Annotated in this window: 18 protein-coding genes; 12 read left to right on the top strand and 6 right to left on the bottom strand. The window is 44.3% G+C overall.

The window, feature by feature from the left end; all coding sequences use genetic code 11:
- The first annotated feature begins 78 nt into the window (after positions 1 to 78).
- Positions 79 to 630: an adenylate kinase gene (locus tag QZ918_RS01370; protein ID WP_293330243.1), complete on the top strand. Its 552-nt coding sequence runs from the start codon at positions 79 to 81 to the stop codon at positions 628 to 630.
- A 615-nt stretch (positions 631 to 1,245) separates the two neighbouring features.
- Complete coding sequence (gene rph / locus QZ918_RS01365; protein ID WP_293330144.1) at positions 1,246 to 1,962, top strand: ribonuclease PH; 717 nt, start codon at positions 1,246 to 1,248, stop codon at positions 1,960 to 1,962.
- A gap of 159 nt (positions 1,963 to 2,121) precedes the next feature.
- On the opposite strand, the gene QZ918_RS01360 is transcribed toward rph, so the two are convergent.
- The 3 genes from QZ918_RS01360 to QZ918_RS01350 form a co-directional block, all read right to left on the bottom strand.
- Positions 2,122 to 4,026: an AAA-like domain-containing protein gene (locus QZ918_RS01360; RefSeq protein ID WP_293330141.1), complete on the bottom strand. Its 1,905-nt coding sequence runs from the start codon at positions 4,024 to 4,026 to the stop codon at positions 2,122 to 2,124.
- Positions 4,019 to 5,401 (bottom strand): AAA-like domain-containing protein, encoded by a 1,383-nt coding sequence (locus tag QZ918_RS01355; protein ID WP_293330138.1) that lies wholly within the window; start codon positions 5,399 to 5,401, stop codon positions 4,019 to 4,021. The genes QZ918_RS01360 and QZ918_RS01355 overlap by 8 nt, the downstream gene beginning before the upstream one ends.
- Before the next feature lie 900 nt (positions 5,402 to 6,301).
- Positions 6,302 to 6,496: a hypothetical protein gene (locus QZ918_RS01350; RefSeq protein ID WP_293330136.1), complete on the bottom strand. Its 195-nt coding sequence runs from the start codon at positions 6,494 to 6,496 to the stop codon at positions 6,302 to 6,304.
- 303 nt (positions 6,497 to 6,799) lie between these two features.
- Between QZ918_RS01350 and QZ918_RS01345 the strand changes: the two genes are divergently transcribed.
- The 7 genes from QZ918_RS01345 to QZ918_RS01315 all read left to right on the top strand — a co-directional run bounded on the left by QZ918_RS01345 (position 6,800) and on the right by QZ918_RS01315 (position 9,872).
- Positions 6,800 to 7,045, top strand: a complete 246-nt coding sequence (locus QZ918_RS01345) for a hypothetical protein (RefSeq protein WP_293330133.1) — start codon at positions 6,800 to 6,802, stop codon at positions 7,043 to 7,045.
- A complete protein-coding gene (locus tag QZ918_RS01340) occupies positions 7,042 to 7,317 on the top strand; it encodes a type II toxin-antitoxin system PemK/MazF family toxin (RefSeq protein WP_293330130.1) in 276 nt (91 codons plus the stop codon). Before QZ918_RS01345 ends, QZ918_RS01340 begins: the two co-directional genes overlap by 4 nt.
- Before the next feature lie 162 nt (positions 7,318 to 7,479).
- Positions 7,480 to 8,043, top strand: a complete 564-nt coding sequence (locus QZ918_RS01335) for a Uma2 family endonuclease (RefSeq protein ID WP_293330127.1) — start codon at positions 7,480 to 7,482, stop codon at positions 8,041 to 8,043.
- Between the two features lie 203 nt (positions 8,044 to 8,246).
- A complete protein-coding gene (locus QZ918_RS01330) occupies positions 8,247 to 8,372 on the top strand; it encodes a hypothetical protein (RefSeq protein ID WP_293330124.1) in 126 nt (41 codons plus the stop codon).
- A gap of 95 nt (positions 8,373 to 8,467) precedes the next feature.
- Complete coding sequence (locus QZ918_RS01325; RefSeq protein ID WP_293330121.1) at positions 8,468 to 8,743, top strand: hypothetical protein; 276 nt, start codon at positions 8,468 to 8,470, stop codon at positions 8,741 to 8,743.
- A gap of 458 nt (positions 8,744 to 9,201) precedes the next feature.
- A complete protein-coding gene (locus tag QZ918_RS01320) occupies positions 9,202 to 9,426 on the top strand; it encodes a hypothetical protein (protein ID WP_293330117.1) in 225 nt (74 codons plus the stop codon).
- Positions 9,426 to 9,872: a hypothetical protein gene (locus tag QZ918_RS01315; RefSeq protein WP_293330114.1), complete on the top strand. Its 447-nt coding sequence runs from the start codon at positions 9,426 to 9,428 to the stop codon at positions 9,870 to 9,872. Before QZ918_RS01320 ends, QZ918_RS01315 begins: the two co-directional genes overlap by 1 nt.
- Positions 9,873 to 10,240: 368 nt before the next feature.
- On the opposite strand, the gene QZ918_RS01310 is transcribed toward QZ918_RS01315, so the two are convergent.
- Positions 10,241 to 13,183 carry a tetratricopeptide repeat protein gene (locus QZ918_RS01310; RefSeq protein ID WP_293330111.1) on the bottom strand — a complete coding sequence of 981 codons (2,943 nt, stop codon included), beginning with the start codon at positions 13,181 to 13,183 and terminating at the stop codon, positions 10,241 to 10,243.
- Positions 13,184 to 13,640: 457 nt separating this feature from the next.
- Between QZ918_RS01310 and QZ918_RS01305 the strand changes: the two genes are divergently transcribed.
- The 3 genes from QZ918_RS01305 to QZ918_RS01295 all read left to right on the top strand — a co-directional run bounded on the left by QZ918_RS01305 (position 13,641) and on the right by QZ918_RS01295 (position 17,758).
- Positions 13,641 to 16,226, top strand: a complete 2,586-nt coding sequence (locus QZ918_RS01305) for a zinc metalloprotease HtpX (protein ID WP_293330108.1) — start codon at positions 13,641 to 13,643, stop codon at positions 16,224 to 16,226.
- A gap of 34 nt (positions 16,227 to 16,260) precedes the next feature.
- On the top strand, positions 16,261 to 16,434 hold the full coding sequence (locus QZ918_RS01300) for a hypothetical protein (RefSeq protein ID WP_293330105.1): 174 nt from the start codon (positions 16,261 to 16,263) through the stop codon (positions 16,432 to 16,434).
- A gap of 757 nt (positions 16,435 to 17,191) precedes the next feature.
- The gene (locus tag QZ918_RS01295) at positions 17,192 to 17,758 is read left to right on the top strand and encodes an RNA recognition motif domain-containing protein (protein WP_293148679.1); all 567 of its coding nucleotides are present in this window, start codon (positions 17,192 to 17,194) and stop codon (positions 17,756 to 17,758) included.
- A 599-nt stretch (positions 17,759 to 18,357) separates the two neighbouring features.
- On the opposite strand, the gene QZ918_RS01290 is transcribed toward QZ918_RS01295, so the two are convergent.
- Complete coding sequence (locus QZ918_RS01290; RefSeq protein ID WP_293330102.1) at positions 18,358 to 19,368, bottom strand: tellurite resistance TerB family protein; 1,011 nt, start codon at positions 19,366 to 19,368, stop codon at positions 18,358 to 18,360.
- Between the two features lie 111 nt (positions 19,369 to 19,479).
- Positions 19,480 to 25,662 carry a CHAT domain-containing protein gene (locus QZ918_RS01285; RefSeq protein WP_293330099.1) on the bottom strand — a complete coding sequence of 2,061 codons (6,183 nt, stop codon included), beginning with the start codon at positions 25,660 to 25,662 and terminating at the stop codon, positions 19,480 to 19,482.
- Between the last annotated feature and the right edge of the window lie 257 nt (positions 25,663 to 25,919).

Genomic DNA, 25,919 nt, shown 5'->3' with positions numbered 1-25,919 from the left:
TATTGGTGGCTCCAGGACTGTCAATAAAAGGTACAGATCGCATAGAATTTGAATGTCGTGGCACTAGGAGCAGGCACTGTGAGATTGGTGATTCTGGGAGGGCCAGGAGCGGGAAAGGGAACTCAAGCACAACAATTGTGCGACAATTTGGGCATTCCTTTGCTTGCAGTTGGGGACATTCTGCGTGCGGAAATCGCAGGTGAGACAGACTTGGGCAAGTTGGCCGTGTCTTATGTGGAAAAAGGCGAATTGGTTCCCGATGAAATTTTGATTCGATTTATCGGCCGCCGGCTGCTGCTGTGGGATGTTTTTAATGGCTGGGTGTTGGAGGGATATCCGCGAACGTCTTTTCAAGCTGAGGAATTGGATTTTTTGTTAGAGGATTTGGCGCAGGAGCTAGATTGGGCGGTTTGGTTGAAAGTGCCTACTGAGGTGTTGCTGAGTCGATCGATCGAACGCGATCGATCGGACGATGAACCCGAAATTTTGCAGCGCCGGCTCGATTTGTACGAGGAACGCACTATGCCGATTTTAGAGTATTACGAACATCGGAACAAGCTGTTAACTATCAATGGCGATCGATCTCCCGAAGAAGTGCAGCAGGATATTCTTAAAATTGTTAATAGTTAGTTGTTAGCTGTTATTTGTTATTTGTCGATCGATACCCAATGCCCAATGCCCAAGGAGTGTCAAGTTAAGACTGAAAGCCTTGATAAATCTCGTTTTTAGCTGAGTCTCGGATCCCCCTAAATCCCCCTTAAGAAGGGGGACTTTGAGAAGATTCCTGTCCTCTCTTAAGAAGGGTGGCTAGGGGGGGTATCTAAGATAAATCTCGTTTTTAGCTGAGTCTCGGATCCCCCTAAATCCCCCTTAAAAAGGGGGACTTTGAAAAGATTCCTCTCCCCCTTTAAGAAGGGGGGTTCGGGGGTATCTAAGTAAGATAAATCTCGTTTTTAGCTGAGTCTCGGATCCCCCTAAATCCCCCTTAAGAAGGGGGACTTTGACTGCACTCTTGTCCCCCCCGACTATCAGAGGGGCTAGGGGATATCTAAGATAAATCTCGTTTTTATCTGAGTCTCGGATCCCCCTAAATCCCCCTTAAGAAGGGGGACTTTGACTGCACTCTTGTCCCCCCCTTCTTAAGGGGGGCTAGGGGGGATCGGGGCCTAATCGTCAAACGGCAGTCTGTGACTGGGTTAGAAGTTAAGTTGACACCAATTCCCAATTCCCCATTCCCCATTACTTATGTCTATAAAACGTGCCGATGGCAGACAGCCAAATCAACTTCGTCCCATTAGTTTCGATCGCGAATTCACCAAATTTGCTAGCGGTTCGGTGCTAGCAAAAAGCGGCGATACTCAGGTACTGTGCAGCGTTACCATCAAGCCGGGAGTGCCGAGGTTTCTGGAGAATACCGGCAAAGGCTGGCTGACGGCGGAGTACCGGATGTTACCGGGGGCTACGCCGCAGCGACAAGAGCGGGAATTTATGAAGTTATCGGGGCGCACTCAAGAGATTCAGCGGTTGATTGGCCGGAGTTTGCGATCGTGCTTGGATATGGAACTATTAGGAGAGCGAACGATTCTGGTCGATGCTGATGTTTTGCAGGCGGATGCGGGGACTCGCACGACTTCTATTAATGGCGCGTTTGTGGCTGTGGCTGATGCTTTGAATAAGTTGGTGCAAAAAGGTGATTTGGTGCAGTCTCCTTTGATTCGCCAAGTGGCGGCGGTGTCTGTGGGATTGTTGGAAGGCGAGCTGCTTTTAGATTTGAATTATCTTGAGGATGTGGCGGCGGAAATTGATTGTAATGTGGTAATGAATGGGGATTTGAATATCATTGAAATTCAGGGAACTGCGGAAGAGGGAAGTTTTAGTCGCAGTCAGTTAAATCAAATTTTGGATTTGGCAGAAACTGGGATTCAGGAATTGTTGGAGGCTCAGCGGCAGGCTTTGGTTTAGTAGGAATTACGCATGGGAGTCCAGAAACCGGGTTTTTTTGAGAATACTTCGTCGCAGTTGAAAGATTTGGTAAAAACCCGGTTTCTTTGGTCGGAGTGCATGATTGAGTCAAAAACTAGCTTTTAGCTAAATTTTTAGTACACTTCGTTAGGTGTTAATTTAAGACTGCTCTAAAGTCTGTCTATGCCTCGACCCCTTTCGTAACAAATTGGGATTTTCCATGTCTTCAGGTTTGAGTCGTCGCATCATATCAATTAGATTAAGTGCGTTATCAGCTAAATCAAATATAACAACATTGCATTTTTGTCCTTTGCTATCTTTATTTTCCTGAATATTATAATGAACATCGTCAAAATATTTGACATTAACATCTTTACCAATGCCAAGTATAATTATCCTAAAAATGCGACTATCATCCACCATAAGACAGGTGTTTTTGAGGAATTCCTCAAAAGCTTCACGATCGTCAAACTGACCATCTGTATATATAATAAAAAAAGCTCCTTTAACAGCCCCATTATTTACTTCTTCAACAGTTAATTTTTCTCGACCTTTCAGCCATTTTTGACGACACTTAATGAGAGCAGGAACAACGAATGTATTACCTGTAGGACGGTTTTCTATAAAAATATCCTCCACCTGAGATGGCTCAGTTACTAAGTATAGGCTACTTTTAAATTCATCAATATTAAAAGTTGTGATGACAATCTCCTCACAAATTGGTTCACCTCTTTCTTTACCAGCTTCAAAGATAGCGTCCACATGAGCCATTACTTGCTCGTCTAAAAGTTCCCATCGTTTTTTTTCACGCCCATCCTTTCTTGTCATTGAGCCACTTTGATCTAGTAGCATGAATACATCTCGGCTGTAAATTTTTTCGATGTTAGGTCTTTTGTCTGCCATAATTCCCTCTTGTAAAAAATCTTTTTTTTCTTGAACCCATTTCGTATCAAATACTTGCGCGTAAATTGGATTAGCAACTTTTAAGCGCTCATCCTCTTTAGCAACAATACCTGAGATTAGCAAGTCCCACTGTTCAACTTGACGAGCATCAAATTCAACTGAACCCTCATTCAAGATTTGCCTGTAAAGCCTAATTGCAGCAAGTTTTTGCAGTTTTTGGCTAGTATCTACCTTGATGAACCAGTTTTCAATGGTTTGTAAATGTAATTGTTTATCCTGACTCCTCCAATTTCTAATAATTTTCTCTAATACTAACTCTTTAATGTAGCGCTTTACACCAGGTACATCATCATCTATTATACTCTCAGTAGCTACCAAGTGGCAAAGCACCTGCGTCAAGAAAGGTTGTCCCCCAGTCCAATACAGAATTGAGTCTAGGACTTTGGCTGGGTCGCTAGTAACTGGCTCAAGCCCCTTCAATAGTGGCTCAAAGTCTCTGGTCAAATTTCCTAGTTCGATTTGCACTCCCAGATTCAAGGTTTGAGTATAGTCTGTCACAAGATCGGACGGCTTGGCAACTCCGAGCAGTACAAACCCTAGATTCTGAAGAGACGGTTCACTCCTATTCTCTGACCAAGCTTTTATAGTTCCAATAAAAAAACTACTATCTTGGAACTTCCATTTCCGTAAAACCTGAATTTCATCAACAAAAATAATTAGTTTTTTACTATTTATTTTGCTCAGGATCTCTTGAATCAAAAAATTTCTAAATCGCACAGTTGGAGACAAGTCTGGAGTTTTACCCCAAACAGTATTTAGTTGTTCAACTAAGTTAACATCAGGTAACTGCACTTGTTGGCAGGTGAGCGCTAAGAGACTGTACCATAATTCTCTGGCTGATTCAACCTCACCAAGGTCTTGTAAATTAATTTGAACACAAACAAAATTATTAGTAGTGAGACGACTAACGGTACGCACCATCAAACTAGATTTTCCTACTTGACGTGGAGCCAAAATAAAGCATACACGACTTCTACTCTGTTCAATTTGGGCAAATTGATGCAATTTTTCATCGGCATCTCGCACTACATAGGGTGCATCTACATCTAAAGTTAGAGTACCGCCTTCAATGTTATAAAAGCTACGCCGCTGATTATCCATGAATTCCCTCTAAATTATTAACATCAAAAAATCTCTGATAAAGTTCACACCTAACCCTTGCTCCTCTAGCGTCATTTTTTACCAGCCATGCTTTCTCAAGTTGAAACTTAAGAAAATTGTCATATTTCTCTCCTTTCATAATTTTAATTAAACACTGGCGCAAACTAGGATGATCTTGGAGAATTTCCCAAATGTGAAGTAAATGATTCCCAAAAGGCCCATTTAGCTCAGTGGCTTCGTTATCTAAGTCAGACAATTTCTTACCATCTTGAGCTAAAAAGTAGAGTGCAGAATTAGTTAAAGCAGGATGACCATCTATCAGGTTGTACAATTTATTAATTTCATTTGGGTTTAATTCCAGTTGATACCTTTCAGATAAATTTTCGAGTTGTTCCGGGCTAAATTCCTGTAATATCACCTCAATTCCTATATTGAGGGGTGAACCTTTAACATCATCCTCTGAATATGGCTCTGTTGAGTATGCAATCACAATACTAGGCCAGATAATTGGTGCTTCGATAGGATTTTTCATTCTTGTTTCGTTCCAAGTCCGAAGCATACCACAAAAATAATCCTGAGTATTTTTTTGTCCTAATACCTTATCAATACCATCAATTAATAGGGTTTTCGGCTGTTTAATTTTGGAAAATATGTGTTGATGAAGATAATCGGCGCACTTCAATCCTGATGTTAAATCACTTGAATGCCAATACTCTTTCAATGGTGGCGGATTAAGACTACTAACTGATTTACTGAATGTTTGTGCGATCGCATAGGTAAACTGCTCTAAAAGTTGATTAAGGTTTGTGAATGCTTCTGGCTCAAAGCTATCACCTGCTAAATCGACAAAACCAACGATTTGATCTTGTTCAGTTTTCAGGAAATGTCGCAGACGCACAAGTAATGATGACTTTCCCATCCCCTTTGCTCCCTTAACCCTGATAAAAGGCATGCTTTTGACGGTTTGCACAGGTTCCCTGCTTTTTTTGTCCGCTTCCCGTTCCACATAAAGGTTTGAATCTAGTGGCACAACTCCTGTCAGCAGGTCAATTTTACTAACCTTGTTAGTTCCCTTGCTCTTCTTGATAGCCTGAGATTCACTGGCTTGACGAAGAATCTCATCTCCTTTTGCTAACCAAGTAAACGTACATGGAACTGGGCCTTTCTTGGGGGGTGTAGTTATATTGATAGCTCCAAGCTCCTGAAACTGGAGGAGTAATCTTCTAGTAGGGTTTTGAGTCTTATGAAGTATCTTAGCCCAATTTCTGTATGAAAGTTTTTTCTCTCCCCCAGTTCCCAATTCTGCCTTTATTATTTTCAAAATTTTTATCTTTTCATCATTCAACTTACCGAGCGATGATTTAGGATTAGCCATAATACTCATAACTTGACTAGCTGCTACAGGAATCTATATTAGCATATCTGGCAGCGTCGGAGATGGGTTTCCAAGTTATATGCTCCAATTAATACTCCAATTAATGCTCCAAAATTTTTGATTAATGCTCCATTGTTTTGATTTTTATGAGTGTCAACCTTACAAACATCTACTTGAAGCACATCTCTTCTACAAACTATGTTCCTTTTAATGCTCCACTTAATACTCCAAAATCTTGATTATCAACGATCCAAAAATTTTTAATTTTCTAATGTTGGTAATAGTGACATCTATTTCAGCGCAAGTCTATGCTAAGGGTAGTGAGTAATATATTTTAGATATGAACTACATTCACTTGGCATTTCTTCTACGTATTGGCGTATCTGTTTTTTACATCTGTATTGCTATTCAAGGAGATGGACTACTGGCTGATATCTCCAATTGCATACTAACGGCGATTGATAGTCTAATTCTTGTTCTGACCTTTCCGAGCCATCGCTAAGGACTTTTCAAAAAAAGATCAACCGCTCCAGTAGAGGCGGTGTCCCCACACTCACCTCTACTGTAAAAATTGTGATTGCCATAGACGTAGTGAAGTAAATGTAGGGTTGGCATTGACAGCCCTATCAAAGTGCGATCGACATATTTGACTGATTCTAGCCCATGCGATCGCCCAACCATCCAAGAAACCGGGTTTCTACGAGAATTGACGCCTCCTCATGAGATTTTCCGAAGAAACCCGGTTTCTGAACCCCGCCCCCAATCCAAGAAACCGGGTTTCTACGAAATTTTACGCCTCCTCACGAGATTTTCCGAAGAAACCCGGTTTCTGAGGCTCCACGCGACTATAAAAAACTGGTTTCTGCGATCGCCGATAAACTGTTTATGGGTTTTGCTAATTTACAATTCTGCTGTTGAGCTATTGAGCGATCGCCTGACTCGACTCAATCTTTGCTGGCGAAGCTGTTCTGCCAACATCGCGTTAATTTCTCCTAATTCTAAATTGACTTCTTGAACTTCCATTCGAGTTCGGCGGAGGTTAGCTAGCAAACGTTTAGATGTTTCTGGATCGGGGATGCGCGGTTGTTTATTCATGGCAAATAGTTAATTCCAAGGCTAAAGCTTCATTGACAATATCTAAAGCCTGCTGTTTTAATTGATTTATAGTTTCACTTGTTCTTGATGGTAAATCAGCCATATTTACACCCCCTATCATCAGTTATTGCAATGAGAATTTAACATAACATAGTGTAATTGAGCAACATCCGAAGCATTTCACCCAAGCGCGATCGCCCTTTCCTTCATCCGCCTCCATCGTGGCACGGGCGTCCCGCCTGTGCGATCGCCAGCTTTTAAGCTATAATAGCTGCGTAACGTCGAGGTAAATAAAAAAGTAACATGGATCAAACTTCTACAGTTACAATTAGCAATATATCTTATCAAGCCCTCACCAAACTCTCTGCAAGCTTAGGACAACCAATCCAAACAATCCTCGAACAAGCGATCGAACAATACCGAAGACAACAGTTTTTAGCAGCAGCCAACCAAGCTTATCTTGCCTTACGCGATCGCCCCGAAGCTTGGCAACAAGAACTTGAAGAGCGGGAAGCTTGGGATATCACTTTAGAGGATGGTTTAGAATGACATCCGCAAAACCATCACGGGGTGATATATGGCTGATTGACTTGAATCCAACACGAGGAAGAGAACAAGCTGGCAAGCGTCCCTGTCTGGTGACATCTGTAGATTTATTCAATCAGGGTGCTTCGGGATTAGTTGTGGTACTACCAGTCACCTCCAAAGATAAAGGAATTCCTTGGCACGTCGAAGTTAACCCCCCAGAAGGAGGACTTAGACAGCGAAGTTTCATTAAATGTGAAGATGTGCGATCGATCGGTATAGAAAGATTTTTTTAACGGTGGGGGACAGTTTCTGCAACAACATTAATGATGGTAGAAGAAAGACTGCGTATTCTTTTGAGTTTATAGCTAAAAAATAAGTTTTTCAGCTTTTTTCATGAAATGCGATCGCCCTTTTTGAGCTATCCTAGAAACAGACTTCATTCCCCGATCGCACTTATGGTTGCTTTACCCGATCGCCTATCGATGAGCGCAGAAGAATACCTAGCTTGGGAACCCACCCAAGAAGAACGTTACGAGTATTGGGATGGCGAAGTCGTCGCTATGAGTGGCGGCACCCGCAATCACAATCGAATTACCTTCAACTTCTCGAAACTCCTGGATGATGCCCTTGTCGATCGCCCTTGCGAGATGTACATGGCGGACGTAAAAGTCCAAGTGGAACCAGGGCGAAAGTATTTTTATCCTGATGTTGTGGTAACTTGCGACGATCGCGATCGCGATCCGCAATTGGTGCAATTTCCTTCCTTGATTGTCGAAGTTTTATCACCTTCCACGGAAGCAATCGATCGCGGCACAAAATTTGCTAAATACCGCCAATTTTCAACGCTACAAGAGTATGTGTTGGTGCAAGTTGAACAGCCGGGAGTAGAGATGTTTCGGCGCAATCAACAGGGGCAATGGGTACTCTCGGAGTATAATTTGGGAGATTCGTTGCTGCTTGAATCGGTGAATGTGGAAATTGCGATCGCCGATTTATACCGCCAAGTACAATTTGATTAGTCTCCAGAGGCGGACATCGTTACTGTAAACCTGGTTTCAACCGCCGTCTCGTCTTTTTATTTAGCATTTCGACGCAACTAACTGGTTTCCAGCCGCTGACCCTGGTAACGAGTAAATCCAAAATCTTAAATCCAAAATATAAAATTTAAAATCGGTTGACGGCTGGCCCCCTATGCGGCTACGCTGTGAATTGAGAGGTTGCTTTGCTTGCACAGGAGGCAACCCGCGTCGCCCGAAAATCTAGTTGCACTGCCCAAAGCTGCGCTAACAGCCAAGGACAGCATAACCGCCAAACTGATATCAGCAGTGTGGAGGCTAAGAGAGCATAATAACACTCTCTGTGGCCGCCCTGCTATGCGTTGAAATGCGGGGCGGCTGGATTTTTGGGTTTCCTTAGAAAACCCAAAGTCAGGAGAAAAATAATATGTCACAGGAATTTGTGCCCGACGAAAACGAATCGGTTAACGAATCCCTCGAAGAGGATTGTCAAAATTCGGATTCGGAGCCGATATCGGAGCAGGATATTGTGCTGGTAACGGTTGTGGGTTCGCCCCAGGGTGTCCGAGAAACGATTCTCACTTTGTACCGATTGGGATTTGCCGAAGTTGGTGATTGGAGCCCCGTACAGCGGGCGGCAAATGCTGGCCAGGTGATGAGCGTGCTGATTCGTCGGAAAGTGCGATCGAACAAGCAGTCGTGAAGGTAAGCTGGGAGGATTTGCGATCGTCACAGCCATAGGAATGATATCTTAGTTGGTTCCCAGGCTCAGCCTGGGAACTCATGTGCGATCGATCGTGCTTTCAAACCGATGTTGAAATGAGAAATATCGATCGACTCTTTTGATGGCGATGATGTGGCTTACAAGCAATACCTGGAATCGGAAAAGAGCAAGAATTTAAGCTTATTCGCGGGGTCAGAAACCGGGTTTTTTCGATAATACTTGGTTGTGATGCGTAGATGTGGCCAAAAACCCGTTCTTTGTCGGAGTGCGTCATTCCTACAACAGTGAAAGCCTTGGAATAAAGAGGGTATTAAAGCACAATCGGTATTATGATAAAATATATCAACTCTAAAGATGCGCCTTGACGCAGTGCGGCAAACACCGGGTCAAGACGACTTCTCCAATGTTGTAGAGCCAACACAGGAGCTATACCAATAATGACAAATAACGATCCAAATAGGTGGCTGCGCTACGATGCAGATCGGGATATCTCGCGACACAGCGCCACCAATCCGCAGAAATGCCGGGATATGCAAAAGAAGTATGGATGGAAACTGATCGACATTGAGGAAATCGAAAATAAGTACATTTTTGAAGTCGATTGCGTGTTCAAAGGGAAAACAGAATTTCCCAACTATCTCGAAGAAAAGGAGGAAGAGTAATGCAAAAATATATTGTTTTTCAAGCTGAGTCAGGTGAAGATGAAGGCTGGAGACAGAGAAAACTCCAACACAGCCAAGCTCTAACTTTTATCATTGCCGAAAACTGGGATTCTTCTGAGGAACCGATTCCTGAACCCGGATATCGCCCTGTAGAATTTGTGCGGGTGGAGTCAGAACACGATCCAAATGAACACGCACACAATACTCATTATCGGGTGAGTGATTGGGAGGTTGTGCGGGTACAAACATACACGCCCGATATTCCAACTCCGATGAGTGATTATGATGTAATTGTGATGTGTTACTGTCGGTACAATCCGATCGCTGCTCCTTTGAAATCGATGCCACAACGACAGGTATCGATCGATTCTTTTGGTGGCGATGAGGTGGCTTACAAGCAATACCTGGAATCGGAAAAAAGCAAGAATTATGCCGCGTCAACTTAAGCGTCAAGTCCTTGACAAATCGCGCTTGTATCTAAGTTTAGATCCCCCTAAATCCCCCTTAAGAAGGGGGACTTTGAATGCTCTTTCTTACCCTCCGTTGTGAAGCGAGACTCTGAATACTCTTGTCCCCCCCTTCTTAAGGGGGGCTAGGGGGGATCTCTTCGTCTATGTATCATGCTAAATCTTGTTTGTGACTGCGCGCAGGTGGCCAGAAACCGGGTTTTTTCGATAATTCTTGGTTGTGATGCGTAGATTCGGCCAAAAACCCGGTTTCTTTGTCGGAGTGCGTAAATCCTGTGAACTTTTGGTGTAAGTTAACTGGACACTTCCTCCTCCTTAATGTCGCGTCTTTACTCCTTCTCATCGAGCTAACTGCTGACAGTATCCTCACCCAAATAATCCAGAGATTCTTGCAGCGCATCGCGTCTATTCCGAACCCAATCGTCATTAGGAGCAATGGCTAAAGATCGATTAAACATTTCCAGTGCTTCTTGCCAATTTTTGAGTGCTTCCTGTTGATCGGATAATTTTGCTTGCAAATCACCCATACTTTTCAGTGCAAGCCCTTTGCTGTTGAGAGCCAAGATATAATCAGGTGCAATAACTAAAGCAGAATCAAAGGCAGCGATCGCCTCAGAGTAAGATAGTTTGGCAGCCTCAAACTCACTCTCACTTAGCTGTGCCTGCAAATCACCCAGACTTCGCAGTGCATTCCCTTTGTTATTGAGAGCATAATTATAATCAGGTGCAATAACTAAAGCAGAATTAAAGGCAGCGATCGCCTCACAGTAAGATAGTTTTGCAGCCTCATATTCACTTAGCTCTGCTTGTAACTGACCGAGTTTTACCAACACACTCCCTTTGTTGCTGAGCCATCTAGAATCATCCGGTGCAATAATTAAAGCAGAATTGTAGGCAGCGATCGCCTCTAAGTAAGATAGTTTTGCTTCGGGAAATTCACTTAATAATGCCTGTAACTCACCCAGCCTTTGCAGCGCATTCCCTTTGTTCAGAACCCCGATATAATCCGGTGCAATAATTAAAGCAGAATTGTAGGCAGCGATTGCCTCTAAGTAAGATATTTTGGCCACGTCAAATTTTCTTAGCAGTACCTGTAACTCACCAAGACTTTGCAGTGCATTCCCTTTGTTGCTGAGCCATCTAGAATCATGCGATGCAATAACTAAAACAGAATTGTAGGCAGCGATTGCCTCTAAGTAAGATAGTTTTGCCACCTCAAATTCACTTAGCAGTGCCTGTAACTCACCTAGCCTTTGTAGCCCAATCCCTTTGTTGCCGAGAGCAGAGATATAATCCGGTGCAATAATTAAAGCTGAATTGTAGGCAGCGATCGCCTCACGGTAAGAAAGTTTGGCAGCCTCAAATTCACTTAGCTGTGCCTGCAAATCACCCAGACATCGTAGCGCATTCCCTTTATTGTTGAGCGTACCCTCATCGTCGGGAGTGAGGATAAGTTCGCGATCGCAAGCTGCAACTGCCTCGAAATATTCCTGTTTTGCCTCTGCGTATCGAGCCAACTGAGTATAGTAATCTCCCTCAAATTGGGAAATTCTACCAAGCCCAAAATCACTTTTAATCCACAACTCACCTCTAACTCCCAGCAGCGACTCGCATTCCCCGTAACGACTCAGCCCCAATGCTTCCTCAAACACCTCTTCCCATTCATGTACACCTCGCTCCCAATCCAAGCGATTAGCATGAAAAATTGCCTCAGCTACATCCCCCAATTCCCGGTAATACCCCTCTAAAAATTCATGAGCTCTGCGAGTTTTCGGATTATCCCGATCGGCATCGAAGCGCCGCAATAAATCATGAATCCGATACCAATTATCACCCCGCTTTTCCGATTTCCACACAAAGGAAAAACTTGTCAAAATCTCAAAATTTGCACCACTTACCAGGAAGTGACAACCCGCTCCCAATTTCATGTACAAATCCTCATCAAAAGCGCGACAAGCACTCAGCGAATGCACTGCAAAGCGCACTTCCCTATCGACATATTTGAGCAAGAGATCTATTAATGCCGCCGTCTTATTTTCCAATTTCGGAATCCGCGCAAAATCCGACGACAGCAACTCAACTCCCCGCCTTCTTTCTGCCAGCACCACATCCGCGCACAAACCCAAATAAAACGGATGTACCTGCAAATCCTCCCAATTTTTATCGGGATTGACGCTGGCATATCTAATAACAGCATCTACCAAATCGGCCTTATCAATCTCCACTTTGTGCAAGTAATCCCTAGCATGGGCGGGAGGCAAATGCCCCACCAAATGTTTATCTATATAATCTTCAGGAATCGGAAACCTCGGCGCATTCTGCCACTGCAATTGTGTCACCGGACAATCTCGCCCCGCCACCGCAACTACAATCCCCAATTTGTAATCCAGCGCCCTCAACAACCGCCGAAACCACTCATCTTGATACCAAAAAGTTATCCCCTGAGAATCGCGTTTGGCATCCCACATTTTCTCGTGAGTATCGAACAGCATCACCAGGCGTTCTGGTTTATTTCTGCCAGTCATTGCCGCATTCAAATCCCCGGCAAATAATTTCGGCAAACTGTCGATTAATTCAGTATCAATATCTTTGCGGCGAATTTCATCAGCCTTTTCGTCGCTGACACCCAAGCGAGTTTGAATTAATTTCATCGCTCCCTTAATGCCACTCAATTTAAGTATGCCTTTAAGCACGGCTACACCTTGCGCCACCACCGGAAATTCCGCAAAAGTTTCAATGGCAGGTGTCACCAATTGAATTACATCATCGGGAAAAAGCTGGCTGAGAGTTGCGTCAGATTCGCCTTTGTTCAGCAAATACCAAAAGCAAGCAAAATCGTAATTGGGAAATTTAAATTTATATTTTTTGGTTTCTGCTGCAATATTTCGCCGCAGCATCAGCAAGCCGTAAAATCTATCTTGCGGTTTATCTTCTTTTATCGATATCAATCCGAAATCGTGGGTGACTGCGGGTATGGAAGTATAGGTTTTCGGTGCTGCATTGCGGACGAATTCGGCAACTTCGGCGGCCCTTTCTTTGGGAATTTCGCGCCATCTTTGCCAGACTTCCGGGGGAAATCTTTTGCAGCAGTGAAACTGCAAGTGTTTTAGCAGCAATGACTTGCCGTTGCCTCCATCCCCGAAAAAATACAAAATTTTTGCGGGAGAGGGGTCATCGTTTAAATAAGAGGCAAATCGTTGGGTAAATTCGTGTCTGTCTGTGAAGAGTTGCAGTTTGCGATCGCCCGGAATGTACTCGCTCTCAAAATCTTCGTCGTCGTCGATCGGCATAAATGTCGGGGTGGGGAGTTAATTTAATTGTAGATTAAAACCCATTGATTGAAAGAGCACCGGAATAATAGAGGAGACCGCAATGCCCATTGCTATCAACTTAAGCCTGAAATGCCTGAGAGATTTGGGTTTTACTCCAAGTCTAGATCCCCCTAAATCCCCCTTAAGAAGGGGGACTTTGAAAAGATTCCTGTTCCCCCCTTCTGTAGGGGCGGTGCCCCCGTGCCCGCCCTCGGCTAGGGGGGATCTGGGCCTAGTCGTCAAACAACAGTCTCTGACAGGATTTGAGATTAAGCTGACACTCCGAAAGGCTCTGGGAGTGTCCCTACACCAAAATAATCTTGTGGGGACTAAGCTGTGCTAAAACCGTGATCTATCATCGTCCAAGCTATCCTAGACAAGACGCAAGCGCAATCACAGAATAGCGGAGTTTGAAGCCCCAGCATGAAGGCAGATTGTGATAAGAACGGAGTTTAAATCTCGGTTCTTATCACTTCGCTGTCAACTGTCAACTGTCAACTGTCAACTGTTTAAAGTTATGGCATCTCCAAACAATCAAAATTCGGCGGATTCATCTCTGAAACAGTCTCTAGAGGCTGGGTTAGCTGCTTTGAAACAAAAAGATTACCAACGCGCGATCGCCCTTTTGGAATCTGTCAGCCAAATCGCAGCAAATCAACCGCCCGGAATCCGCGCCCAAATGGGATTGGTGGCGGCGTACAAAGCAACGGGTAATGTCAACAGCGCGATCGCCCTATGCACGTCCCTTACCAACATCCCCAACACCCAAATCAAAACCTGGGCCGATCGCACTTTAACCGAATTAACTCCCTCAAAACCGCCACAAACTACACCAGAAACCGGCTTTGTTGCCTTTGATTCACCAACGAAATCGGCTAATAAAACGCTTGAGGGGGATTTACAAACCGCAGACCAAAAAACCGGATTTTCTCCCTTAGATCCGACTGTCGCGCCAGCAAATACCAAACCGACACATATTTCACCGCCACCTCCACCCCCCAAATCGTTGATAGAGGGCGGGCACGGGGGCACCGCCCCTACAGAAATCGAACTACAGGGCGCGCACGCACCATCCACCGCCCCTATAGAAACAGAAATTGATACAGAAATTAGCGACGAAAACAGTTCCGGTTCCCCAACAGATATCCCCGGATTCGTTAGCCCTGATACCTACGAACTTACTTGGCGCGAAACCGGGCGCACCAAAAATCCGCGCCCCCTCAAACCGCTAAAGTTGCTGAATTTTCGAGTGGAAGCTGTTGCAAGTGCGATCGCCCTATTTTTTCTAGCCCGATTTGTTCTACAATTCCTGCTGACAAATACCAATGCTTTCTTAGTTCAGCTTTACATATTTACTAGATTGCCAATTTTTCAGCCAATTCAGCTTTTTTACCGAGATCCAACTTTCTTCGTGCAGTTTGTTTTCGCATTGCTTTTGGCATCTTCTCCCTGGCTGATAGATGCGCTGCTAAAACTTTTTTGCGGTATCGAAAACCTGCGCGGCTCAGTTTTATCCAAGCACAGCAAAGAAGCTTCTCGGGTACTCCGCAGTTTTTGCACTAAGCAAAATATGCGAACCCCTGTGCTGAAACTTTTGCCGCTAAATGTTCCTGTAGCTTTCAGTTACGGCTGTTTTCCCCGTTTTGCTCGGATTGCTGTCAGTCAAGGGCTGTTAGATCAATTGACGGATGAGGAAATTGCCACTATTTTTGCGCGGGAGTTGGCGCATATTTCTCACTGGGATTTTGCGCCGATGTCGCTGGCGATGTTGGTGCTTCAGATTCCTTATCTTATATATTGGCAGACTGCATACTGGGGCGAGCGGTTGTGCGATTTAATGACGATCGACTTTTTGCGTCGTACTGTGAGAGTTGTCACCGCTGCAATTTCTGCCACCAGTTACGGGATTTATAAATTATTACGTTGGCCGATGTTGTGGTTGTCGCGTCGCAGAGTATATTTTAGCGATCGCACTTCAGCAGAAATTACTGGCAATCCCAACGGTTTGACGCGATCGCTGACTAAAATTGCGATCGGCATTGCTGCAAATATCGAACAGCAAAAACAAACTAGCTTTTTTCTCGAAAGTTTCGATTTGTTGTTACCCGTCGGCGTCGCCCAAGCTGTAACCTTCGGTGGTGCTGCATTGCGCGCGCCCCTACAACAGATTTTGCTGTGGGATGTCGCCAATCCCGATCGCGCTTTTTTCACGGTTAATAACACGCATCCTTTGATGGGAGAGCGTTTCAAGCTGTTGGAACTCTACGCTCAATTCTGGAAACTGGAGACTGAGTTAGATTTGGCGAGTCTGTCGCCGGAAAAACCCAAAACCGGAAAATTATCTCTGTTTAAATCCATACTCGAATTTAAAGACTCAAAACTATTTTTACAGGGTGCGCCGTTTTTGGGAATTCCGATGAGTTTGGCGATTGTGGCACTGCTGTGGATGGTTAGCTGGCTGTTGTCGAAGACGAGTATTTGGCAATTCGATTGGCTTTTGGGCGATAGATCCATTCTTTGGGGCTGTTTGCCGATCGGATTTTGTCTCGGTACTTTGCTGCGGATCAATCATTTTTTCCCCGACATTATTCCACGAAAAACCGCTTCGCCAAGTTTACCCGAAATTTTGTCAAATCCCGAAACTCTGCCCGTAGATGCTCAACCAGTGCAGCTTTCCGGGCAACTTTTGGGTAGGACTGGTATTGACAATTGGCTGGGACAGGATTTGATTTTGCAAACGGCGACGGGTTTGGTGAGGTTGCACTATGTTTCGACGATTGGCCCGATCGGCTCTTTGTACCCATTTTTGCTCAAACAGACGACTCGCCCCAGCGATCTGATCGGAAAACCGGTTGTGGCGACTGGTTGGCTGCGTCGGGGTGCTACTGTGGCGATCGACCTGGAAACTCTCCGCAGTCAACAAGGACTCGTTAATGATAGCGGACATCCGATTTGGTCTGCGATTTTAGCCTTTGCTGCTGCTATTTGGGGCGCGTACATCATTACCCAAGGCGGAAGATGAGACGACGAGGTACGTAGTTGCGCTTTAGCGCTCTTTGTATATAGACAAGAGCGCTGAAGCGCAACAACGTACCTTTATTGAATATGACGGACAACTGTCAACTGTCAACTGTCAACTGTCAACTGTCAACTGTCAACTGTCAACTGATCTACCCTTCATAAAGAAATGTTGCTTTTTTGCCAACATCCTGTTACATTTGTTTACATGAATCGGATTGAACCAAATAGCGCAATAACTTCAGTTGGCTACAATCGCTAAGGCATTGCGTAAAAATTGTCAACCTCCCAACACAGCAAGTTCAGCCAGCCGCCTGTCGGCTGTTTTTTTTCGACAGCCTATTTAGCTCTGGGGGATAAATTCAGAAAAGTGATTCAGATACGGTTTTCGTTCAATACAGCATGAAATCTTCCTAAATAACTAGCTCTGTTACCAAGGCTGTGATACCTTTAAAGAATGGTCGGACACTGCCGGGCCCGATTTGAGGGATACCGGGTAAGTGAGTAGTCCTCAACATTAGGAGCGAGATTAGAAGTGAGGTAAGATTACTGGCTGAAAAAATGTTAGCGATTTTCTCCCTCACTGTATTAGACTGAATACTGGCATTCCGATCGCTCGCAATTGACATCCTTGGACATAAATTTCTACACGGCGCTGGCTATAAACATTCTGAATCAAAACCGAAAGCAAGTAATACAGAACAGCCAATAGCCTAAACATTTGAGTGATGACTAAAAGTTTACACAACAACCTGAGATTTAAAAGCTCTCTGCATTGGCGGTTCAGTTCCGGCACGATCAGAGTAAATCATCTTTTTGTTCTAAAAGATGGGGGGAGCTGTCAAGGTTGGTGGGAGGAATGTGCAAATTCTGTGGTTATGCGGTGCTTCCCTGCGGTCAATATTGATTTGACTTCAGGTAATTTCGTTCGAGCAAACTAATTAAAATCCCAATCTGGAGGAATTTTTCATGTCTATTCGTCTTTATGTTGGTAATCTACCGAAGGAACTCGATCGCCTAGAGTTGCAAGAAGTTTTTGCACCCGAAGGCGAATCTGTTACCACAAAGGTAATTACAGATCGCAAAACTGGTAAATGCCGGGGATTTGGTTTTGTGACGGTGCTAACCGACGAACAAGCCGATCAAGTTATTGAGAAATACAACGGCTTGATGTTCAAAGAAAACCCCCTGAAAATAGAGAAGGCATTGCCTCGCTCTAAGGGTAAATCTGAGAAGGGCGAAGACGATCAGCAACAGTCATCATCGCCTGCTGCCCCGCAGTTGGCATCATCGTCGCCGTCGCAACCAATCCCTGCACCGCAGCAACAGCAGCGCTCGGCTCCTCCTACCCAAGGTGGAGGTGGCGGTTCTAGCAAAAGCAATCGCCGTCGGGGTGACAACAACAAGTCTCGCCGCAATCAGTCAACAACAACGGTTTCGAGTGCTGATTCCGGTTCGGTACAGCCAGATCCGCGTTGGGCGAGCGCTTTGGAAGAACTCAAGCAAAGATTGGTGGAAGCTCAAACTACTAATTAGTCGCAAAGGGCGGCTAATTGCTGCTATCTCTAGACTGCGGTTGAGTGATTTGAGTTGGAAGTGCGATCGAGAATTGGTCAAAAAGCCTAATTCTCGATCGCACTATTTTATTGCAAAAACCCCTTGAGATTGAGTATTTGTAGGGTGTGTCGCCTGGGTTAATCTCAAGCATTCAATGAAAAATCTGATAGCGACGCACCTTTTGCGATCGATAATCGCGAGTATTTGTAGGGTGTGTCGCCTGGGTAAATCTCAAGCATTCAATGAAAAATCTCCTGGCGACGCACCTTTTGCAATTTGAGATTGAGGGATTGATATCGTTTCCGGTTGTATCGGAATGATTTAACCGCAGAGGGCGCAGAGGGCACAGAGAGAGAAGATAGAGATGAATAGCAATGGAATCGGATTTGATATGATATCATGTCCGAGCGACTGACCCCAATAAGTAAGGTTTGTAGTGCGGACTTCAGTCCGCTTTATGCTGCGGACTGAAGTCCGCACTACAAACGGTTTTTGTGATGGTAATCAATCGGATTTGATATGAGGGATTAATTGTTCAATACTTTAACTTTCCCTCAATCCACGATAAGTCAAGTTTATTAAACTTCAGAGAATTCGATCGTCTCAATGAAATCAAAAATATTGTTCATAATGCCCTCAACCTCCGACTCAAGAGAACCCAATTCATCCTTGTCCTGATAAACTCGCTGACAACTTACCGTGTAGCAAAAATCGTCAACGATAAAAGCCATAAATCCCCGGTAAGCATCCAGCGCAGTAACTTGGTCATCATTATTTTGCACGCTAAGAGTTGCGCCTCCAGGCAAATCGACTACTGCAAAATAAGCTTGCTCATCTTCTAAATATTCGGTATAGAGTAAATCAGAGTTGGCAAATTTATCAAGAATTGTCTGCTCAATAAAATTGTTGAGAAACGGTCTGAGATATGCTAGTTCGCCCGCTGACTCGATGAATTCTTCGATATCGCCAGAAATCTGGAGATAATCAATTTTCAGCAAAACGCCAAAGTCATCAGAAAATGCAACATAACCATCTCCATCCTCAATTCTACCGCCTCGTTCCTTGTCAACTGGAATCGAAACCGTAAAATTGCCTTTAGCAGATAGGTACAACGGCTCCTCGACCTCGAAATCAGACTCTGCAATTTCTATTTGCGAGTACGCGTCAATTACATTCTCAATAATTTCGTTGGCTTCCTCATCCTCTACACCTAATACTTCTTGAAATTCCTTGAGAAAATCCCGGTGTTTTTTTGATACTTCATTGTCTGCGACAAACATTGCTACGGTGATGGCAAAAGTATCTAACACCAACTCCTCGGGCAGTGATTCACAAGCCGTATTAAATAATCCTCCCAAACCATCTTCCGCGATGATATTTGCCAAATATTGCAACATTTCTGACATATCCTCTTCCGAGAATTCAGCAAATATTTCTGAATCCCAAAGTATGCTTTCTAAGATATCTGCATCGGCGTCAGGGGAATTAGCCTCCGCTGCGACAAGTGCGATCGCTGCGACGGATTCCTCTAAACCCAAGGTGATTGAAGATTTATCTTTTGACTTGAATATTTGAGTAAAGTTGCTCATAGTTTTTGCTTGGCTAAAGAGTTTAGTTTTACGTTTGGCTAGGGAGTATCTCATTTTTGCAAACAAGATTTTTTGACAATTTGGTATTAAAATGAGATGCTCGGTAATTGATTACCAAGGACTGCCAATTAGTGTAAATCCCGCCCAAAAATAGGGATGAGATAAATCTGAATTTGGTACTTTTCCCGCCCGAGTAAGGTCGATCGCCCTTTTTTGACTCCCCACCAACTTACCATCTTTAATCGCGACCTGTTGGCGAATCATCGTTAGTTGAGCTTGTCTGAGGGCTTCAGCCTTAATGGGAGCCGATCGCAAATTAGCATAAAACTCAGTCATCAGCCCCAAAGTCGCGAAATCATTAACTTTCCACAAACTCGCCAAAGCTGATTTTACACCGCTGCGGACTGCCAGTCCAGCAAAACCCATTTCTGCCTCACTATTGCCGATCGCAGTTTCGCACGCACTCAGCACCAATAACTGTACTTGCCTGCGATCGTACCACTTCGCCAACCGAAATTCATCCAGCGGCAAAGAGCGCTTCCACAAGTCAATCTCAGCCTCCTTGCGTCCGTTTTGATTGAGCGGAAAGCTAGCGTGAGTAGCTAGGTGAACAATGTCAAAAGGCTGTTGCTGTTGCTGTCGCTGTTTCGTGAGATTTTCCACAGTAAAATCTTGATTGAGAAAAGAGCGGCCGCGCCACAGCGGTAATTCACCAGCATTTTGGGTGTTGCTTGCGGTACCGGCGATCGCAGATAATTCGATCGGCACTGCACGCAACTGCTCTTTATTAGTATGGGGAAATAAGGAAGCGCCCATTGCTAAAACTCGAGCATTTTTCAAACTTTGATAATTGGTATTAGTCAAGCTAACACTAGGAATTGAACCGAGGCTGTACTTTTCTACTAGAAATTGCTTTCCGTCGTGCAAAGCTGCAAGCGGTAATTGTCGCAAACCAGCATCGAAGGAAAAAACTAGCGTATCGATATTTAGTCCTTCTAAATCGGAACGAATCGGCGCAATCAACCACTGGTAAAGTTGCTGAGCATTTGCTAAATATTCTGTATCTTCCGAGTCATTGGGTTTAGCTAACGAGCGGTGAAACTCAGTCACTGTTGTTAGCAAGTTTTGGCTCTCAACGGGGATATTTCTGAGAATAGGAGGGCCGTCAGGAACTACTAACACTAGCCACAATTGTTCGAGACGGACGATCGCGTAAACAATCGCAGCTTGCTTCCCGGTTTCCTCTTTGATAGTTTTGAGAGTTTCTCTCAAATATTCAACCGTTACTTTTTTGTCGGTGAAATCTTCCTCATAATAATTTTCATAGTCTTGTTCAAACAGTTTGTCAATTAGGGGGACAGCTTCATTCGCATTGTTTCGATCTAAAGCTTGTTCAACGCTAAATCTGCTAATTTCTAAGGGAATCAGATTTGGGATATCTGCGGGTGGAGTAGGTGCGGGTGCAGGAGTAGGTGCGGGTGCGGGTGTGGGTGCTGGAGTTGGAATTGGTGCTGGAGTTGGTGCTGGAGTTGGAGTTGGAATTGGTGCTGGAGTTGGAGTTGGAATTGGTGCTGGAGTTGGCGCTGGAGTTGGAATAGTTTCGGGAGTGTTTGCCAAGGAATTAGGCTCAATTTCAGTAATTGCTGGCTCAATAGTAGGCGCAGGAGTAGGTGTTAAAATTATCCATCCTTCAGGTTCTTGGGAAAGAGAAGAGCTTGGCGGTGGCGGGTTTTCTGGCGGGTTTTCGGGAGGAGTTATTAAAGTTAGTTCTGCGGTTTTTTGAATGGGCGGTGGTGTGATAGAGAAATTGTTTTGGGGATTGGAAAATTGCCAATCAAAAGTTTGGCTTCCGGTTTGAGGATTTAGAGTGATACTGGTTTTTGCTCCTAATAAATCGCCAATTAAAAAGGCTAAATCTTGTTGCGAATTTTCGCTTTGGACGGGTGCTGCGGTGGCTGGAGAAATGGGTGCGGGAATGGGAGAGAAAGAGGGTGGAATTACAAGTGGAATTGCTGCTACAGGCGGATTGTCAGGCAATTGTATGGGTGCGATCGAACTTGGAGGTGCGATCGAACTTGGAGGTGCGATCGGGCTTGAAGGTGCGATCGGGCTTGGGAGTGCGATCGGGCTTGGGAGTGCGATCGGGCTTGAAGGTGCGATCGGGCTTGGGAGTGCGATCGGGGCGGTGAGTTGAGCGATGGGGGGAATTGCGGGCGCGACAGGTATGCGATCGGTGGCGCTGGGTATTGTTGGAAGTGACGGCTGCGTGCGGGTTGTACGGGGCGGCAGCGTGAAGAAATTGGTGTTTAAGAGCTCTTGGATGGTGGAAAAATCGATCGGCGGGAGTTCGGGTGTTGGGGATGGAGTTGGGGTTTCGGTTGCGATCGAGATTGCGGGTGTTGGGGATGCGATTGCGGGTGTTGGGGTGGGAGTTGGGGTTGCGATTTCGGGTGTTGGGGATGGGGTTGCGGCGGGGGATAAAGCCTGTGGTGGCTGGCGTCTGGTTACAAGTAAAGGTGCGGGAGTTGGTGCGGTTGTTGGTGACGGAGTAGCAATCGCGATCGGGCCAAGCGCAGTAGTTGCAGGTGTAGGCGACGCAGTGGTTTCAGGTGCTGGAGTGGTTGCTGGTACTGGAGTGGTTGCTGGTACTGGAGTGGTTGCTGGTACTGGAGTGGTTGCTGGCGCTGGAGTGGTTGCAGGTGCAGGCGACGCAGTGCTTACAGGTGCTGGAGTGGTTGCAGGTGCAGTTGCTGGAGTGGTTGCAGGTGCTGGCGCTGGAGTGGTTGTAGGCGTTGGAGTGGTTGCAGGTGCTGGCGCTGGAGTGGTTGTAGGCGTTGGAGTGGTTGCAGGTGCTGGCGCTGGAGTAGTTGCCGAAGGAGTCGGTGTTGCCGAAGGAGTCGGTGTTGCCGAAGGAGTCGGTGTTGGTGATGGCTGAGGATTTGGTATCGATCGAATTTCAATCTTTTCTGTATCCTGTTTGTGTGTATAAAGATAGCTATTACCCGACGAAATATTTGACTCAGCCGTGCTATTTCCCCGAGTAATAGCACCAAAAGTTCCGTTAGTTGTTGAATTACCAACAATAAAAGGCGTCAGTCCATTACCGCCGTGACGCAGCAAAATTGTACCGCCTTTATCCCCAGCACCTCCAGCAGAGGAAATGCTAGCAACAACGCCATTTCTATCTGTAAAAGAGTTGATTGCTCGAAAAAACTTTTCAGTCCAAACATAGATAATCCCACCCGTACCACTACCAAGGCTCTGACTGTCAATTTGATTGACAGTAATATTCCCACCAGCATTTAGACTAATATTTCCACCATTAGTAGAGGAACTAGAATTAAGATTACCCGTTTGAATTTCTCCCTTCTCACTGTACAAAGAAATTCCCAATGGAGAAGTAATATTTTGGGTAGTAATATTATTAGTTGTAGAAATATTGATTGCGGCACTTGTTCTTATAATATCATTTTCAATTTTGACGCTATTGAGAGGAGTCGCGTTACCGATAGGAGCGAAAAATTGAGCCATTCCCGTATCAGGTTTAACCGTCAGATTGTACGGCCCGTCAACTGTAGACTTACAAGTTATGTCACCTGTACCCGAGATTTTGACAGACAGGTCATTCGCCAATCTTAACGGAGCATTAAATGTAATATTATTGCGGTTAGTCTCGATATTCCCTGACGCAGTAATGGATTCCTTTGCCGTGAGATCTATATTGCCACCAATCGCATTAGTATTGGCAGAAAAAGTGCGAGAATTAATAGTAGAAGTCGCCAGAGTTCCTTTAGCATCTATGGTTACATTTCCACCTCTACCATTGGCTGCCGCAGTAATAATGGGGCCAGCAGTTGTGTTAACATTGCCACCACTTTGAATGCGAAGATTGCCACTATTGGCGTTGAAACCGCTTAATAATAGAGCGCTACCAATTTCGCCTGTATTGATATTGCCCGTGGCTTCGAGAGAAATATTACCCCCATTATTACCACCCATTGCATTTATAAATCCAGCAGTAGTATTGATCGCAGCACCGCTTTTGAGAGTAATATTTCCACCATTATTATTGCCAACAGCAAATAAATTTTGAGTAGTAATAGAGCCATTGCTATTAAGATTTATTGACCCACTTTGTTGCTGAGCTTGTGACGCGACAACAGTAGTCGTAATATTGCCGCCAGCATTTACATTAATATTACCGCCAGTTTGAGTTGTGAATGGCGGAGTGCCTTGTACATAAGCACCTGCCACCAACTGATTTGTATTGATGTTACCATTATTATTAGTAATGTCAATATTGCCACCTTTTGATTTAGACTCAGTATTTATACCCCCAATATTAATATTTCCATTAGTATTAGACAGAATAATATTGCCACCATTGCCAACCGAAGAACGAGAAAATATTGGATTAGTCGGTGATATTTGAATACCATTTTGAGCTTGAACCGTAATATTTCCACCTTTGCTGTTTTCACCATCGGCATTGAGCGAATCCAAATTGATCGAACCATTACTCTTGAGATTTATTGCACCACCTTCTTGCCTACCAGTCGTAGAAATTTGATTGGCATTAATATTGCCATTAGCCTCCAATCTGATTGCACCACCATTATTATTATCAGAATTGGTTGACACTTGTGCACCGCTGACATTGATATTTCCTGCTCTACTTAAAATAGAAATATTACCACTTACTCCAACTCCATTATTGGCAACTCTAGTATAGATTATACCAGTTGTAATATCATTTTTTGCTTCCAGATAAATAGAACCTCCTTGTCCGAATGTAATTCCTGTATCTAATTTGTAAGCAAAATTATCTAGTTGAGAATTTCTATTATGTAATCTACCGCCATTAAGATTTATGCTTCCTTCTGTACTTACGATCGAAATATTGCCACTATTACCACTTGTTCCGCCCAAAAGAAGAGTTATTATCTCAGCAGTAGTAATATTATTCTTAGCTTGTAGCGTAACGGAACCGGCATTACCATTATTTGCTCTACTGTCTAAACCTCCAGCACTGGTATCGATGGAACCTCCCGTGCTAGTAATCGAAATATTACCAGAGTTTCCTGTTTTGACATAACCAGTGACATATTGATCGAGTGCTGATTCTAAACTGGCAGTGACAATATTTTGTTGAGCATTGAGTGTTATATTACCAGCATTGCCATTATAGGAATAACTAGATAAAGTGCCAGCAGTAGTGTTTATGCCTCCTGCCATGCTAGTAATAGTAATATTGCCTGAATTTCCCCTGCCTAATGCGCCGAACCATTTAGTATTAATATCTGTTGTAATAATATTACCGAGAGCCTGTACAAGTACGGAACCACTGTTGATTTTATCAGTTGTAGATAAGGTACTAATAGTTCCATTGAAAAAAGCATCCCCATTTTTTAATTGAGTACCAGAACCAGTTAATACTACTTGCCCTTGAGCATTAACAGTTATCCCCGTTGCGCTTACCCCTGGACGAGTTAACAATTCTGGCAAAGATGCAACTGGCAATACCCAATCTTGAGGTAAACTTCCCGTAGCAGATTGTGGCTGAACCTCCAAACTCAATAAATTTCCCGGCTGACTAATTCTGACTAAATTCTTACCCGGAACCGCCGCAATAGTAATATTGCCTCCCGGTGCAGAAAGTTGTCCCGTGCTCAAAATCGTGCCACCCAACAAGGTTAAATTCTGCCCCTGTTTCACAGCCAAACTGCCTAAATTGATAATTGCTCCCGGCTGTACATTTGTAAAAGCAAAACTGTTCGGATTTCCGACTAATTGTGCATAAGTATTCGTACCAACAGCATTAAACCACTTATTGTCCAAACCAATTCCTGTAGCAGTAGTCGCGGTGAAAGAACCGGGAATGTCTAACCTCGCATTTGCACCGAAAACAATCCCCGCCGGATTCATTAAAAATAAATTGGCATTGCCGCCCGTAATTTGAATTAAGCCGTTAATCAGCGAAGCATCGCCGCCGACAACTCGCCCTAAAATATTGCGGATATTGGGATTTGAGATAAAATTGGCGGTTTGTCCTTGAGTTAAACCAAATTGTTGGAAACTGTGAAATAGATTTGTGCCGTCGCTGGATTGTTGACCACCTTGAATGTTGAATTGATTGCCATTTGGGGTGATTTGAGTATTGGTTCCGTCGGTGGCGGGGGTGATTTGCGCTGTGGCAGTTTGCGATGGGGTGAAAAGTCCTGTTTCCCAAGTTGCTAAGGTGCTGAAGGAGAGGAATGTTAGGAAAAATAGATTGTTTTTGTGTGTTAATTTCATGTTTAAAAAAATGTTACTGTGATAATCTATTCATCTAACAATACATAATATCACCATCCTGTAGGGGCGGGTTCACCGAAATATATGACACCAAACGACAATTGTAAAAACCCGCCCCCACCCCACCCAGAAATTAAGAATACATTGAATTTAACCCTGTGGCGGGGATGTTTTTGGGGGTTATTGGTTGTGTTGGGCGGGTTTTTGAGATTGTTTGTGGGTGACAAATTCGTTGGCGAACCCGCCCCTACGAATTT

Origin of the sequence: Microcoleus sp. CAWBG58, assembly GCF_020883045.1 — a bacterium.
Classification (GTDB): domain Bacteria; phylum Cyanobacteriota; class Cyanobacteriia; order Cyanobacteriales; family Microcoleaceae; genus Microcoleus.
This window is presented reverse-complemented; position numbering and strand designations above follow the sequence as displayed.